13 protein-coding genes are annotated in these 15,225 nt (G+C 58.3%); 11 read left to right on the top strand and 2 right to left on the bottom strand.

The window, feature by feature from the left end; all coding sequences use genetic code 11:
• The coding region (locus CKW26_RS14435) for a transposase (protein ID WP_141228961.1) at positions 1-121 on the top strand (121 nt) is incomplete at its 5' end.
• Between the two features lie 31 nt (positions 122-152).
• Here CKW26_RS14435 and CKW26_RS14430 read toward each other — a convergent pair.
• Positions 153-848 carry a pirin family protein gene (locus CKW26_RS14430; RefSeq protein WP_093431306.1) on the bottom strand — a complete coding sequence of 232 codons (696 nt, stop codon included), beginning with the start codon at positions 846-848 and terminating at the stop codon, positions 153-155.
• A gap of 277 nt (positions 849-1,125) precedes the next feature.
• On the opposite strand from CKW26_RS14430, the gene CKW26_RS14425 reads away from it, so the two are divergent.
• Complete coding sequence (locus CKW26_RS14425; RefSeq protein ID WP_095049086.1) at positions 1,126-3,600, top strand: UvrD-helicase domain-containing protein; 2,475 nt, start codon at positions 1,126-1,128, stop codon at positions 3,598-3,600.
• A gap of 49 nt (positions 3,601-3,649) precedes the next feature.
• Here the strand turns inward: CKW26_RS14425 and CKW26_RS14420 are convergent, their stop codons facing one another.
• On the bottom strand, positions 3,650-3,922 hold the full coding sequence (locus tag CKW26_RS14420) for a DUF1652 domain-containing protein (protein WP_025109621.1): 273 nt from the start codon (positions 3,920-3,922) through the stop codon (positions 3,650-3,652).
• 263 nt (positions 3,923-4,185) lie between these two features.
• Here CKW26_RS14420 and CKW26_RS14415 point away from each other — a divergent pair, with 263 nt between their 5' ends.
• From CKW26_RS14415 to CKW26_RS14375, 9 genes are all read left to right on the top strand, one after another.
• Complete coding sequence (locus tag CKW26_RS14415) at positions 4,186-5,001, top strand: AraC family transcriptional regulator (protein ID WP_095049085.1); 816 nt, start codon at positions 4,186-4,188, stop codon at positions 4,999-5,001.
• A 52-nt stretch (positions 5,002-5,053) separates the two neighbouring features.
• Positions 5,054-6,460 (top strand): FAD-binding oxidoreductase, encoded by a 1,407-nt coding sequence (locus CKW26_RS14410; RefSeq protein WP_095049084.1) that lies wholly within the window; start codon positions 5,054-5,056, stop codon positions 6,458-6,460.
• Positions 6,461-6,502: 42 nt separating this feature from the next.
• A complete protein-coding gene (locus tag CKW26_RS14405) occupies positions 6,503-6,847 on the top strand; it encodes a cupin domain-containing protein (protein WP_034154173.1) in 345 nt (114 codons plus the stop codon).
• 58 nt (positions 6,848-6,905) lie between these two features.
• Positions 6,906-7,991 carry a polyamine ABC transporter substrate-binding protein gene (locus CKW26_RS14400; protein WP_095049083.1) on the top strand — a complete coding sequence of 362 codons (1,086 nt, stop codon included), beginning with the start codon at positions 6,906-6,908 and terminating at the stop codon, positions 7,989-7,991.
• 456 nt (positions 7,992-8,447) lie between these two features.
• Entirely contained in the window at positions 8,448-9,893 is a 1,446-nt protein-coding gene (locus CKW26_RS14395; protein WP_095049082.1) for a serralysin family metalloprotease, read from the top strand.
• 93 nt (positions 9,894-9,986) lie between these two features.
• Positions 9,987-10,409: an AprI/Inh family metalloprotease inhibitor gene (locus CKW26_RS14390; protein WP_156685509.1), complete on the top strand. Its 423-nt coding sequence runs from the start codon at positions 9,987-9,989 to the stop codon at positions 10,407-10,409.
• A gap of 209 nt (positions 10,410-10,618) precedes the next feature.
• Entirely contained in the window at positions 10,619-12,394 is a 1,776-nt protein-coding gene (locus tag CKW26_RS14385) for a type I secretion system permease/ATPase (protein WP_095049081.1), read from the top strand.
• Positions 12,391-13,740 (top strand): HlyD family type I secretion periplasmic adaptor subunit, encoded by a 1,350-nt coding sequence (locus tag CKW26_RS14380; protein ID WP_034154169.1) that lies wholly within the window; start codon positions 12,391-12,393, stop codon positions 13,738-13,740. The genes CKW26_RS14385 and CKW26_RS14380 overlap by 4 nt, the downstream gene beginning before the upstream one ends.
• Positions 13,741-13,742: 2 nt before the next feature.
• Positions 13,743-15,113 (top strand): TolC family outer membrane protein, encoded by a 1,371-nt coding sequence (locus CKW26_RS14375; RefSeq protein WP_095049080.1) that lies wholly within the window; start codon positions 13,743-13,745, stop codon positions 15,111-15,113.
• The last annotated feature ends 112 nt before the right edge of the window (positions 15,114-15,225 follow it).

Raw genomic sequence — 15,225 nt, 5'->3', positions numbered from 1 at the left:
CACCGGTCAGTTGGAAGGAATAAACAATCGAATAAAGGTCATCAAGCGGATGGCGTACGGTTACCGAGATAGCGAATTCTTTTTCATGAAGATCAAGAGCGTCTTTCCCGGTAATCCGTGAAGAACCCTTTTTTTGCCTGCCATTCAAGCCATCAGGCCAGATCCACCAGGACGATTTCGCTGTCCTCAAGGGCCGTAACGCTCAGCACCCGTTCCTGCGCTACCGCCACGCCGTCTCGAGCTTGTGCGCGCAAGCCGTTGACTTCAATCAGGCCAGTGGCCGGCACCAGGTAGGCGCGACGGCCTTCATCCAGATGATATTCGGCAGTTTCGCCCGCCTTGAGGTTGGCTGCGACCAATCGCGCATCAGCGCGAATCCGCAGGCTCTGGTCATCGCCGTCCTTGCCGCTGGCCAAGGTGACAAAACCTTCGCGCTGGCCTTTCGGGAACGGTTTGGCACCCCAGGAGGGTGGTGCGCCGGTTTCCGTTGGCAGGATCCAGATCTGAAAGATCTTGGTGTCCTTGGCTTCCAGGTTGTATTCGCTGTGAGCGATGCCGGTACCCGCGCTCATTACCTGCACGTCGCCAGCTTCGGTGCGGCCCTTGTTGCCCAGGTTGTCCTGGTGAGTGATAGCACCTTCACGAACATACGTGATGATTTCCATGTCGCGATGCGGATGCTGGGGAAAGCCAGTGCCGGCTGCGATCACGTCATCGTTCCACACCCGCAGGTTGCCCCAGCTCATGCGCTGCGGGTCGTAGTACTCGGCGAACGAAAAGTGGTGATGGGCATCCAGCCAGCCGTGATGGGCGCCGCCCAGCGAGCTGAAGGGTCTGAGTTCAAGCATGATCGTCTCCTCAAAAGGTTCGACGCGAGGTGTGAAGGGCGCACCCGACGCGGGACCGGTGGTTTATGACGGCCATCATCTATCAGTCAATAATCGATAAAAAGCGTAAAAAGTGCGGCGTTATAATCGAAATACTCGATAAGAAAATAGTTGTGAAGCATCTCATCCCACCTTCAGTTCATCGCCTAAACCAATGACCTGAAAGCATTTCGCTAGAACTGAGCGGCAAATACAGACACCATAGCCGCAACAGCCTCACACACTGGAGCCCGTCAGCGTGGCGCAACACACCCCCGATCTTCCTCCCGAACTTCGCCCCTTGGCCGAGATGCCATGGTTCAAACGCCTGGCTGCACGCTTCTTCGGCCACGGTTTGACCCGACTGCGCGCGCAGCACCGTGCGTCGTGGTTGCACGGTCAGGCCGATGGTTTCCGCAGTGGCCATACCGCTGGCGTCGAATATGGCTTTAAGGAAGGCAAGCTTGAGGGGCTGGAAGAGGGCCGGCAGGTGCTGCTGATCCGTGACAGTCGCAACACCGAGCATCGCCCGCCCAGCGTCGACAATCATCTGTTCGATGATTGGCGCCTGCCGTTGACGGCCGAGCTGAAAAAACGCATGAAGGCCGATGTTGCCCGTTTGTTGCCTGAGCATGCTCAGCCAAGTACCGCGCAATGGAAGATGATTTTCAGCGAAACCCCGTCAACCTCAGTGGTTGCCGGCGCGGGCGCGGGTAAGTCCACCACGCTGGTTCTGCGTATTCTGTTGCTCAACCACTATCTGGGTTTTGAGCTGGATTCGATGACCGTAGTGACCTTCACCCGCGAGTCGCGCAAGGATTTCATCAACAAACTGATCGAGCTGTTCGCGCTCTGGGGGCACGCGCTGAACCTGCGCCAGGCACGCGAACTGGTGCGTACCTTCCACTCGCGCATTCTGCCGATGGTGCGCAGCTTGCCGGGTTTCGAGCGCTTGCAGGCCTTTGAAAACCTCAGTCATCGAGTTCAGGGTGCTGAGGAGGAGGTCGACAGTAATCCGTTCGACCTGCGCATCAACGATGCGCAACGTCAGCAACTCAACGCCTGCTATCACCGCTTGTTCAACGAGGACGAGCGTTTTCGACATCTGATTCAGCCACTGTCGCGCGCGGGTTTGCAGCTCAAGGAGCTGGAGCGTGATCACCCGGATGTGCAGAAGCGCGTCGCGGTAACGGAGCTGGCATCCCGGCGCGACGAAGAGCTGTGCGACGCCATCGAAGATCTGTGGTTCCGCGCGGGTGCTTGGCCGATCAAGGGCATTGAGCCGAATCGGCAGAGTTTCGATATCAACGGCGCGAAATTTCATTGTCATGGTTACATTCCGAGCCTGGATGCGTGGGTGGTGCTCGGTTTCGATCCGCGGGAAAACCCGCAGGTCAGTCGGCCAAACGCCAAGCTCAGCGTGCGCGCAGAGTGGGCAGTCAAGCGCACCCTGTTTCAAGCTTTCTGTCGTAAGCCTTTGATTTGGCTTGATAGTTATGAGTCATCAAAACGTGTTCTGGCTACTTTGGCAGGCGATGCCAGTGCCGGGCCGGGCTTCGATTACAAGGTCAAGGGTGAGCTGGCTTCCGCGCCATTGCTCGACTGTTTTGTGGCGGCGGCAGGCTTCATCGAGAACCTCGGCCTGGATGTGCCTGACGCGGTCGGTCGCATGAGTTTCGCCAAGGACGACCCGGATCGTTTCTTCTTTGAAGCCTTGAGTCTGTTCTGGCGCGCCTTTGAAGATCATTTGCTCGATCAGAAACCGCCGATCATGACCTACAACCGCATGTTCGCGCTGTTCAGCGAGCATTCGCCGGAGAACCTCAAGCTGTTGAGCGACGAGTTACTCAGGCCGTTGTCGCACTTGATGATCGACGAATTTCAGGACGTTTCGCCACAGATCGTCTCGTGGATTCGTGCAAGTCTGACGGAAATCCGCAGTCGTGGCCCGGCCATGCACGTCGGGCGGGGCGCGCAGCGTTCGTCGTTGCTGTGCGTCGGTGATGACTGGCAGTCGATTTACGGTTGGCGCGGCAGTTCGCCGAGTTATTTCATGGCGTTCGACAAGGAGTTCCCGTCGCCGAGCACTACGCGGGTAATGCTCAGTGATAACTACCGCAGTCACCAGCACATCATTGATGCCGCTGAACATATCGTTCGCGCGGCACCGGCGATCCCGGGCAAAAAAGCCAAGGCCAGCGGCGCACCCAAGCCGTTGCAACCGGTCAATGTGCTGGAGCGCGACGATCAGGCCTTGGGCCAGCGCCTTGCCGAACATTATCGTCAAGGTCACTCAATCTTGATGCTTTATCGAAAAAGCAGCGATAAGTTATTGATAGAAGAGCATATTCAGTCTGTAGTTAATGTTGATTCGAGCTTGCCGTACGAAGCGCGACGCCTGAAGCAGCTGACCTACCACAGCGCCAAAGGCTTGCAGGCTGACGCGGTGTTTCTGCTCGGTGATTGCCAGCATCTGACCAGTTCGCCCTACAAGAATCAGGTCTATCGCATGGCGGGCCTAGGCAAGTCGGGCGACAGCGAGCCCTACGACACGGCGCAGAAAGACGAAATCCTGCGCCTGGCGTATGTCGGCATCACGCGGGCGGTCAGCCATTGCTACTGGTATGTCGAACCGCAGGAAGCGCAAGCGGTGAACATGCCCCGGGCGTCCGACCGGGTGGCCAAAGGCAAACCGTTCTTCGTTGATCACCGCGCCGCCAAGCAAACCGCGTAAGCACAAAAAAGCCCGCATCGCTGCGGGCTTTTCGTTTTAAATCATAAACTTATGCGTAACTCTTGAGAGACTCCGGAGGAATGAACGCTTCCAGCTCGTCCTCCACAGCCTCGATGATTCGCTCGACATCCGCTGCATTCATCACCGTCGCGCACGGGATCCCGGCGATAGCGATCATGGTTTCGCCGCTGGCACGATCGAACAGTCGGGCGATCATACTGCCCGGTGCGTCCATCGTTGCCTCGAAACCCATCGGATGGAAATGCCAGCGCATCAACTGGCATGCGTTGGGGAACGTGACTTTGCTTGACCCTTTATTCATATGTTGCCCGCCTTCTTCATCGAGCGCTTCCGTTTGCTCATGTTAGGTGGGAAGAGCCTTCATTGGCTCAACCGGTGACTGACATTAAAAGTAGCATCCGCATGTGAAATTCCTGTGAGATTTTTCAGTTCATTTTGCGATTGCTTCGCATTTTTTGATGTAAGTCACGGCCTACGCAATCATCGCCAGAACGCCACTATGGATTAGTCATTGAAGCCTGTGGCGAACTTGGGCAAGCTCGGGTTTTTTGTGCCGAGCCCTTTATGCACGCCGACGACGACGGCCCTGAACAGACCCAAGCCACGGCTGCAACGGTCATGCGCTATCACCTGAGCTGGAAACACCGCGACCTCGACAGCGTCATGGCGCTGTATCATCCGGACATTCAGTACAACGATTTCTTCCAGAACCGCGTGCTCGGCCTCAACGAGTTACGCGAGTACGTGCGCGTCAGCATGCCGCGAGAATCCGACGAACTGCTTGAGCATTGCGACCGCATTCGCGTCGACGGCAACACCGCATTCATCCAATACGAAGTGACCTTGCGCGGCGGCGACGGTCTGGTGTCGTTTCGCTCCAGCGAGGCGCTCACGGTCAGGGACGGGCTGATCTGGCGCGTCAACGAATACGCTTCGCTGGTGCGCACGCAAACTGCTGGCAAGGCCTCGTCAAGTCAGCGCCCGGCAGTCAGTCGCCTGGGCTTGTCGCCGCGTCAGTTGAGCTTTATGGCCGAAGACCTGCAGCAGTATTTCGAAAAGCAACAGCCGTATCTTGATCCCGAACTCGATTTGCAGCGGGTGGCGAAGGAGTGCGGGTACAGCCGCAATCAGATTTCCTATCTGCTCAACCAGGTGCTCGGGCAAAGTTTCTATCGCTACGTCAATCAGGCGCGCCTGCAACATCTGCTGCGCTCGCTCGATAACGCCGCGCCGCCGGTGCGCATCGATGAACTGGCTTTCGCTGCGGGTTTCAATTCGTTATCGGCGTTCTACAGCTGTTTCCGTCAGCACACCGGTCAGTCGCCCAAGGCTTACGCGAAACAAATTTCTTTGCGGGCACGCGCGCAAGACATCCACTGAGCACAGCCACTAGGATCGACGCCATCGAAGGTTTTCAGTGGCGGAGTCTTGCATGCCGGCGTGGCGCACTATCAGTTTGTGGATGGACCAACTCGATGAGCCGCTGACCGCGCGGCCCGAGCTTGAGCGTGATCTGGACGTCGACGTGGCGATCATCGGCGCCGGTTACACGGGCCTGTGGACCGCGTACTACCTGAAGAAACTCGCGCCGGGACTCGACATCGCGATTGTCGAAGCACAGACCGCCGGTTTCGGCGCTTCCGGTCGCAATGGCGGCTGGTTGATGGGCAACCTGCTCGGCGAAGATCGTTTGTTGGCCGGCCTCTCGCCGGAACAGCGCCGCGCGTCCTTTGATCTGCTGCACAGCATTCCCGATGAAGTGGAAGTCGTCCTCGAACGCGAAGGTATCGATTGTGATTACCGCAAGGGCGGCGTGTTGTACTGCGCGGCGCGTTACCCGGAACAAGAAGCCTCTCTGCGCGAGTACTTGGGCAAACTGCACGCCCAAGGCCTGACCGACGACGATTATCGTTGGCTCAGCCCCGAGCAACTGGCGCAGCAGATCCGCGTCGCCAAGCCTTATGGCGGGATTTACGCGCCGCACGTGGCGACCATCCACCCGGCGAAACTGGTACGCGGCCTGGCGCGCACCGTGCAGAGCATGGGCGTGAAGATCTACGAAAACAGCCCGGTTACCCATTGGCAGTCGGGCAGTCTACGCACAGCGAAAGCCAGCGTGCGCAGTCGCTGGATCGTGCCAGCCGTCGAAGGTTATTCGGTGACCTTGCCACCGCTGGGCCGCTATCAGCTACCGGTGCAAAGCCTGATTGTCGCCACCGAGCCATTGTCTGCCGCGACTTGGGACGAAATTGGCCTCAGCCGGGGTCAGGCGTTCAGCGAATTCAGCCGTCAGGTCACTTATGGCCAGCGCAGCGCCGACAATCGGCTGATCTTCGGCGCCCGTGGCGGTTACCAGTTCGCTGGCAAGCTGCGCCATAACTTTGATCTGACTCGTGATGAAGTCGAGTTGCGCCGTTATCTGTTCGGCGAACTGTTCCCGCAGCTGAAAAACGTGCAGATCACCCACGCCTGGGGCGGCAACCTCGGGATGTCCCGGCATTTCAAACCGCACATGCTTTGCGATCGCGCCAATGGCATCGCGCTGTCCGGCGGTTATGGCGGGGAGGGCGTCGGCGCGAGCAATCTCGGCGGGCGCACCCTGGCGGACTTGATTCTTGAGCGCGACAGCGAACTGACCCAGCAACCGTGGGTGCTGCCGGATGGTGGCATTCATGCGCTGCGCGCGTGGGAGCCGGAGCCATGCCGCTGGTTGGGCTACAACGCGATCATCAAAAGTTTCGTCCACGAAGACCAGACCCTGGCCAACCCGGCGACCGCGCCTTGGCGGCGCAAACTCGCCAGCCAAGTGGCGGGTTTCATGGAAGGCTTCATGCATTGAACGTCGATTTACTTTAAGAAAGCCCAAAAGACAGGTCAGACCATGAGCATTACCCAGTTCAAAAACACCGCGACATTGCAACTTGACGAGTCCAACCCGGTGGCCGTGCCCCTCGGCGAGCCGGTGGCGATTGCTTCGACCACCAGCGTCGAGCGCGATGACGGCGTCGAAACCGGCGTCTGGGAATGCACGCCCGGGCGCTGGCGTCGGCAAATCACCGCGCAAGAGTTCTGCCATTTCATTTCCGGGCGCTGCACGTTCACCCCCGACGGTGGCGGCGAAACCCTGCACATACAAGGTGGCGACGCACTGATGTTGCCGGCCAACACGCTCGGTGTCTGGGATATCCAGGAAACCGTGCGCAAGAGCTACGTGCTGATTTTCTGATTGTTTGATCCTTTGATTGCCTGCCAACAAAAAAGAAAACCCACACAGGAATCGATCCATGATCCGCAAGACCCTCGCTCTGGCACCGCTGATGCTTGCTGTTTCCCTTGCTCAGGCAGCGGAAACGGTCAAGGTTTACAACTGGTCCGACTACATTGCGCCGGACACCACCAAGAACTTCGAAAAAGAGACGGGCATGGGGGTCACCTATGACGTCTACGACAGCAACGAAACCCTCGACGGCAAGTTGATGACCGGTAAATCCGGTTACGACGTGGTGTTTCCGTCCAACCACTTTATGGCCCGGCAGATTCAGGGCGGGGCGCTGAAGAAGCTCGACAAGAGTCAGTTGCCGAACTGGAAGAACCTCAATCCGGTGCTGCTCAAAGCGCTGCAGACCAATGATCCGAACAACGAACACGGCTTCCCCTATCTGTGGGGCAGCACCGGCATCGGCTACAACATCGCCAAGGTCAAAGCGGTGCTGGGCGAGAACGCACCCGTGGACTCCTGGGACCTGATCTTCAAGCCCGAGTACATGGAAAAACTGCAGAAGTGCGGTGTGGCGATCCTCGACAACGGCCCGGAATTGCTGCCGGCGGCGCTCAACTACCTGGGTCTGCCACACCACAGCAAAAATCCCGAGGACTATAAAAAAGCCGAAGCGCTACTGATGAAAGTCCGGCCTTACGTCAGCTATTTCCACTCCTCGAAATACACCAGCGACCTGGCCAACGGCGACATCTGCGTGGCGGTCGGTTTCTCCGGCGACATCCTGCAGGCCGAGAACCGCGCCAAAGAAGCGAAAAATGGCGTCGACATTGGCTACGCAATTCCCAAGGAAGGCGCGGCGATCTGGTTCGACATGGTCGCCATGCCTGTCGATGCGCCGGACGAGAAGGCCGGTTATGCGTTCATGAACTACCTGCTGCGCCCGGACGTAATGGCCGGCATCAGCAACTATGTGCACTACGCCAATGGCAATGAGCAGGCGGACAGCCTGATCGACCCGGCGATCAAGAACGACACCAAGGTTTACCCGAGCCCGGAGATGATGGGCAAACTGTTTGCGCTGGAGGCGATGCCGTTGAACATTGACCGGATCCGCACGCGGGTGTGGAACAAGATCCGCACGGGTAGCTGACCCGCTTTTCCCCTGTAGGAGCTGCCGCAGGCTGCGATCTTTTGATCTTGCTTTTGAAAGGCAAAGTCAAAAGATCGCAGCCTCGTTTCACTCGTCAGCTCCTACAGTTTGGGCGAGCAATCTGGTTGATATCAATACACTGGCATCGCACTAATAAAGTGCAGAAAAGTGAGACGCGCCTAACAAAAAACAACTTACCCATATTTAATATTTAAATAGAAAATCGTCAGACAATTAGGCAAAAGCTTCGCAACTAAAACATTCTTCCACCTCCGCACGCTTTGTTTACGGCAGTTTTACGAAACAGCCCGATTTGATCTCAAAAAAATCCTTTACGGCAGATTTCAAATTGTGTCAGGTTTCTTACGCCTTCATTGGGCGAGTGATAGGACGATCTCGCCAGAGAGAGTCCTATCGGACAAAAACTGTTCCATTGCTAAACAAGGAAGTGTGTTTATGTCGAAAGTTAAAACGAATGCTATTGATACCGCCGAACAGGCTTTCCAGCTGTCAGCCTTCAGCTCGGCGTACAACCAGATCAATAGCTTCAGCCATCAATACGATCGTGGCGGCAACCTCACGGTCAATGGCAAACCCTCCTTTTCCGTCGATCAGGCCGCAACCCAGTTGCTGCGCGACGGCGCTGCCTACCAGGACAAGGACGGCAGCGGCAAGATCGAACTCACCTATACGTTCCTGACCTCGGCATCGTCCAGCACGATGAACAAGCACGGGATCACTGGGTTCAGTCAGTTCAGTGCACAACAACAGGCCCAGGCCAAGCTCGCCATGCAATCCTGGGCTGACGTGGCCAACGTGACCTTCACCGAGAAAGCCTCGGGCGGTGACGGCCACATGACCTTCGGTAACTACAGCGGTGGCCAGGATGGCGCTGCAGCGTTCGCCTACCTGCCAGGCACCGGCGCCGGTTATGACGGCACCTCGTGGTACCTGATCAACAGTGGCTACACGCAGAACAAGAATCCGGATCTGAACAACTACGGTCGTCAGACCCTGACTCACGAAATCGGCCACAGCCTGGGCCTCGCTCACCCTGGTGACTACAACGCCGGGAATGGCAATCCGACCTACAACGACGCGTCCTACGGCCAAGACACCCGCGGCTACAGCGTCATGAGCTACTGGAGCGAAAGCAACACCAGTCAGAACTTCAGCAAGGGTGGTGTCGAAGCGTATTCGTCCGGCCCGCTGATGGACGATATCGCTGCCATCCAGAAGCTCTACGGTGCCAACACCACCACCCGTACCGGTGACACCACCTACGGCTTCAACTCCAACACTGGCCGTGATTTCCTCAGCGCTTCGTCGTCGAGTGACAAAGTAGTGTTCTCGGTGTGGGACGCGGGCGGCAAGGACACTCTGGACTTCTCGGGCTTCACCCAGAACCAGAAGATCAACCTCAAAGACGCCTCGTTCTCCGACGTTGGCGGCATGGTGGGTAACGTATCCATCGCCAAAGGCGCGATCATCGAGAACGCTATCGGTGGTTCTGGCAACGATCTGTTGATCGGCAATAGCGTGGCCAACGAACTCAAGGGCGGTGCCGGCAACGACATCCTCTGGGGTGGCGGTGGTGCTGACAAGCTGTGGGGCGGTGCCGGTTCGGACACGTTTGTGTTCGCTGCCAGCTCTGACTCCAAGCCAGGTGCGATCGATCAGATCCTCGATTTCGTCAGCGGTCTGGACAAAATCGACCTGACCGGTATCACCAACGGTGCCGGCCTGCACTTCGTCAGCAGCTTCACCGGTTCTGCCGGCGACGCCATTCTGACTTCGTCGGGTGGCAATAGCCTGCTGTCGGTGGACTTCTCCGGGCACGGCGTGGCGGACTTCCAGGTCAGCACCGTTGGCCAGGCAGCGACCAGCGACATCGTGGCGTGATGTAGAAGTGGAAAGCGGCGTGTGATACGTCGCTTTCTCCACTTGCATCGTGTTGCTCTGTAAGCAAGGCTACACGCCGGAGCGAATATTCCTATGATCTGTAAAGCTTTTACCTACAAGGCAATGGCGTGGCTCTCGGCGGCGCTCATCATGATTTCAGGAGAAACCGGTATGGCAAGCAGCCTCAGACTTGAAGAACCCTCGGTGTTTGCGGGGCAGTGGCAAGCGACATTGTCAGAGCGTTCTGATGATGCAAAAGCGCAAAAGCACCAGGACAAGCCTTCGAACACGTGCATCGTCGAATTGCAGGCAAACAAAACCTTGAGCAAAGGTGCTGACTGCCTCGGAGCATGGCTTGAAGCAACCCCGATCGGCTGGTTTCCCGATCCGGACGGCCTGTCGATCACCGGCGAGGAAGGTTCAAGAATCCAGTTTTTCAGTCGACAACGTGACGGGTTTTATCAGACTACTTTGAAGTCTGGCTTGATGATTACCCTTGAGCGCGTGGCGCAATAACCTTGATTATCCACAACGCGACAAAGTTTTAATATAAAGCGCCACGCTATGGTTATAAGCAGCGCGGACTGACAACTGCACCGCAATTAATTACGCAAGTTGTTATGAAAGTGTAAGCGGGTACTTGCAAGTCATCTTTCGCAGGTAAGCGGAACATTAATTGAAGGCTCGCCCAAGTGTGGCGGGTCCAATCATTTCAGGACGAATCGATGAAGATGGCGAAGGCCCCAGCCACCGCTCCCTTATTCAAGGCATTGGCTGACTATAAAAGTATCCTGATCAGCGTCGGCTGCTTTACCGCACTGATTAACGTGCTGATGCTGGTGCCCTCCATCTATATGCTCCAGGTCTATGACCGGGTGCTGTCGTCGCAGAACGAAACGACCCTGGCGATGCTGTCGCTGATGGTGGTCGGTTTCTTCGCCTTTATCGGCCTGCTGGAAGTGGTGCGCAGCTTTATCGTGATTCGCATCGGCAGCCAGTTGGAGCGCCGCTTCAACCTGCGCGTCTACCAAGCTGCGTTCGAGCGCAACCTGTTCAAGGGCGAGGGCAACGCTGGGCAATCACTGGGCGATCTGACGCACATTCGTCAATTCGTTACCGGGCCGGCGCTGTTCGCGTTTTTCGATGCGCCATGGTTCCCGGTCTACCTGTTTGTGATTTACCTGTTCAACGTCTGGCTCGGTGTGCTCGCCACAGCAGGCGCACTGCTGCTGATCGGCTTGGCCTGTCTCAACGAATACATGACCAAAAAGCCGCTGGGCGAAGCGGCCGGTTATTCGCAGAAGTCCAGCCAGTTGGCCACCAGCCATTTGCACAATGCCGAAACCATTCAGGCGATGGGCATGCTGGGTTCGCTGCGTAAGCGCTGGTTCCAGGTGCATTCGCGTTTCCTCGGCCTGCAAAACCAGGCCAGTGACACCGGTGCGGTGATCAGCTCGTTGAGCAAAACCCTGCGCCTGTGCCTGCAATCATTGGTGTTGGGCCTGGGTGCTTTGTTGGTGATCAAAGGCGACATGACCGCCGGGATGATGATCGCCGGTTCGATCCTGATGGGCCGCGTGCTCAGCCCGATCGACCAATTGATCGCGGTGTGGAAGCAGTGGAGCGGGGCGAAGCTGGCTTACCGCCGTCTCGATGCCTTGCTGCAAGCGTTCCCGCCTAGCGACGACGCCATGGCGCTGCCGCCGCCGAAAGGCCAGATCACTTTCGAACAGGTCAGCGCCGGCCCACCGGGACAACGTGCGGCGACTTTGCAGATGGTCAATTTCAACTTGGGCGCCGGTGAAGTGCTGGGTGTGCTGGGTGCTTCCGGTTCCGGCAAGTCGACGCTGGCCCGTGTGCTGGTCGGGGTCTGGCCTACCCTTGGCGGCACCGTGCGTCTCGATGGCGCGGATATCCATCGCTGGAACCGCGACCAACTCGGTCCCTATATCGGTTATCTGCCGCAAGACATCGAGCTGTTCAGCGGCAGCATCGCCGAGAACATTGCGCGTTTCAGCGAGGCCGATCCGCAGAAAGTCGTCGCCGCTGCGCAACAGGCCGGCGTCCACGAAATGATCCTGCGCCTGCCGCAAGGCTACGACACGCAACTGGGCGAGGACGGCAGTGGTTTGTCCGGCGGCCAGAAGCAGCGTGTGGCACTGGCGCGTTCAATGTACGGCACGCCGAGTCTGGTGGTGCTGGATGAGCCGAATTCCAACCTCGACACCGTCGGTGAAGCGGCATTGGCCAGCGCCATCGCCGCGCTCAAAGCCCAAGGCACTACGGTAGTGCTGGTCACGCACCGTTCTTCGGTGTTGGCCCAGGCCGACAAACTGCTGGTGCTCAATGACGGGCGTCTGCAAGCCTTCGGCCCGAGTCAGGACGTGCTCAAGGCACTTTCCGGCCAGCAAGAACAACAACGGGAAAAAGCTGCACCGGCACCGGGCGGGCTCAGCATGAGCCGACAGTATCAGCCCTCGACAAGGAATTCGGGTGTATGAGCAGCGCAAGCATGAACACTGAAAACGAAGCGAGCATGGAACACGCCTACATCACCGAACGCCCAGAACGCGATGCGAAGTTTTTCGCGCGCATGGGCTGGATTCTGGCGATCGTTGGCGCCGGCAGTTTCTTCACTTGGGCGGCCCTGGCGCCGCTCGATCAAGGCATTCCGGTGCAAGGCACGGTCGTCGTGTCGGGCAAGCGCAAAGCCGTGCAGTCGATGAGCAGCGGCGTGGTCAGCCGGATCCTGGTGCGCGAAGGCGAAATCGTCAAGCAGGGCCAGCCGCTGTTCCGCCTCGACCAGACGCAAGTCGCCGCTGACGTGCAGTCGCTGCAAGCACAGTACCGCATGGCTTGGGCCAGCCTCGCGCGCTGGCAGGCCGAGCGCGACAACCTCAAGCAAGTGACCTTTCCCGCCGAGCTGAGCAATGACCCGGATCCGCGCCTGGCGCTGGTGCTTGAAGGTCAGCGGCAACTGTTCAGCAGCCGTCGCGAGGCTTACTACCGCGAGCAGGCCGGACTGCGTGCGAGCATCGAAGGCGCCACCGCACAACTGGCCGGCATGCGCCGCGCCCGTACCGATCTCAATGCCCAGGCCGACTCGCTGCAACAGCAGTTGAGCAACTTGCAACCGCTGGCCGACAACGGTTACATCCCGCGTAACCGCTTGATGGAGTACCAGCGGCAACTGTCGCAAGTGCAGCAGCAACTGGCGGAAAACACCGGCGAAAGCGGCCGGGTCGAGCAGGGCATCCTCGAGTCGCGGCTGAAACTGCAACAGCACGCCGAGGAGTATCAGAAGGAGGTCCGTACGCAACTGGCCGACGCGCAGCTGAAAAGCGTGACTCTGTCGGAGCAACTGACTTCCGCCGGTTTCGATCTGCAACACAGCGAAATCATCGCCACTGCCGATGGCGTGGCGGTCAATCTCGGCGTGCATACCGAAGGCGCGGTCGTGCGTCAGGGCGAAACATTGCTGGAGATCGTCCCGCAAGGCACCACGCTGGAAGTGGAAGGGCACTTGCCGATCAACCTGATCGACAAGGTCGGCGCGCATTTGCCGGTGGACATCCTGTTTACCGCGTTCAACCAGAGCAAAACCCCGCGTGTACCGGGGGAAGTCAGCCTGATTTCCGCCGACCAGATGGTCGATGAGAAAACCGGCGTGCCGTACTACGTGTTGCGCAGCAGTGTCAGCGATCAGGCCATGGAAAAACTCAACGGTCTGGTGATCAAGCCCGGCATGCCGGCAGAAATGTTCGTGCGTACGGGTGAGCGTTCACTGCTCAACTATCTGTTCAAACCGCTGCTTGACCGGGCCGGCTCTGCGCTGACCGAAGAATAAGGATGTTCGGCTGTATGAATAAGCTTTCCACGCTCGCAGCAGCATTCTTGCTGCTCGCGAGTCACTCGGCAGTGGCGGCCATGGGGCCGTTCGAGATCTACGAACAGGCGTTGCGCAATGACCCGGTGTTCCTCGGCGCGATAAAGGAACGCGATGCCGGCCTGGAAAACCGCGCCATTGGCCGCGCCGGCCTGTTGCCGCGCATCGGTTACACCTACAACAAGGGGCGCAACTCGTCGAAAGCGACGTCTCTCGATGAGCGCGCGCGTAACCGTACCGACGATCGTAACTACAGCAGTTACGGCTCGGCGCTGACCCTGCAACAACCGCTGCTCGATTACGAGGCTTATGCCGCGTATCGCAAAGGTGTCGCGCAGTCGTTGTTTGCCGACGAGAACTTTCGCGGTAAGAGCCAGGAGTTGCTGGTTCGCGTACTGGACAACTACACCAAGGCACTGTTCGCGCAGGACCAGATCGACATCGCTCAGGCGAAGAAAAAGGCGTACGAGCAGCAGTTCCAGCAGAACGAACACATGTTCAAGCAAGGCGAGGGCACGCGTACCGATATTCTCGAGGCTGAGTCGCGTTATGAACTGGCGACTGCCGAGGAGATCGAGGCGCGCAACGAACAGGACGCCGCGCTGCGGGAGTTGGGTGCGCTGGTGGGTACGCCGGCGGTGGACATCGGTGATCTGGCGCCGCTCGATCAGAACTTCCAGACCTTCGCGCTGATGCCTGCCAATTACGACACCTGGCATGAAATGGCGGTGAGCAATAACCCGAATCTGGCTTCGCAACGCCAGGCCGTGGAAGTCGCGCGTTATGAAGTGGAGCGCAATCGCGCCGGGCATCTGCCGAAAATCAATGCCTACGCCTCGATGCGCCAGAACGAATCGGAAAGCGGCAACACCTACAACCAGCGCTACGAAACCAACACCATCGGTTTTGAAGTCAGTGTGCCGCTGTATGCCGGTGGCGGGGTGTCGGCGTCGACGCGTCAGGCCAGCCGCACTATGGAGCAGGCCGAATACGAACTGGACGGCAAAACGCGTGAGACGCTGATCGAACTGCGGCGGCAGTTCAGTGCCTGTTTGTCCGGGGTGAGCAAATTGCGCGCTTATCAGAAGGCATTGAGCTCGGCGGAAGCGCTGGTGGTGTCGACCAAGCAGAGCATTCTCGGTGGTGAGCGGACCAGCCTCGACGCGTTGAACGCCGAGCAGCAGTTGTTCACCACGCGCCGTGATCTGGCGCAGGCGCGGTACGACTATTTGATGGCCTGGACCAAGTTGCATTACTACGCCGGGACCTTGAACGAGCAGGATCTGGCGCGGGTGGATGAGGCATTTGTGGTCGCTCAACAGCCCTCACCCTAACCCTCTCCCAGAGGGAGAGGGGACTGATCCGGGGATATTGCAGAAGTACACCGACTTGAACGAGCGGCACCGAATCCAACATCGAGCCGGTTTTTCAGGTCGATGCGAGACC

It is taken from the genome of Pseudomonas sp. Irchel s3h9 (assembly GCF_900187475.1).
GTDB lineage: Bacteria > Pseudomonadota > Gammaproteobacteria > Pseudomonadales > Pseudomonadaceae > Aquipseudomonas > Aquipseudomonas neuropathica.
Note: the sequence above shows the minus strand (reverse complement) of the source record. Positions and strands in the feature narration are given on the sequence as shown.